Here is a 473-nt window from a genome sequence, read left to right on the forward strand (position 1 = left end):
ATTTTTACGAAATAAGGTTGTCCCGCAATGGCTGCTGCAACATCCAAACCTCCTGTTCCAATTGCTAACATTCCAAGGGATCCTGCTGCAGGCGTGTGACTGTCAGATCCTACCATAGTTTTTCCGGGTTTCCCGAAGCGTTCCATATGCACGGGATGGCTCACCCCATTTCCGGGACGGCTATACCATATTCCGAATCTCTGTGAAGCCGAAAGCAAAAAAGCATGATCATCAGCGTTCTTAAAATCGGTCTGTAACAGGTTATGATCAACGTATTGTACCGCAACTTCTGTCTTGGCTCTATCTAATCCCATAGCTTCGAGCTCAAGCTGCACCAGGGTTCCGGTTGCATCCTGTAGCAGGGCCTGGTCGATCTTGATCCCAATTTCTTTTCCGGGGACCATCTCCCCTTTTAATAAGTGTTCCTTGATTAACTTTTGAGTTACGTTGAGTTGTGACATTTCTTGCAGTTT

General features: G+C 46.5%; 1 protein-coding gene. It reads right to left on the reverse strand.

Translation table 11 applies throughout. From position 1 onward, the window contains the following. Positions 1-461, reverse strand: a 461-nt coding sequence (locus HC175_RS18165) for an aconitase family protein (protein WP_235942675.1), incomplete at its 3' end; no start/stop codon positions are given. Between the last annotated feature and the right edge of the window lie 12 nt (positions 462-473).

Source organism: Salinimicrobium oceani (assembly GCF_012037645.1).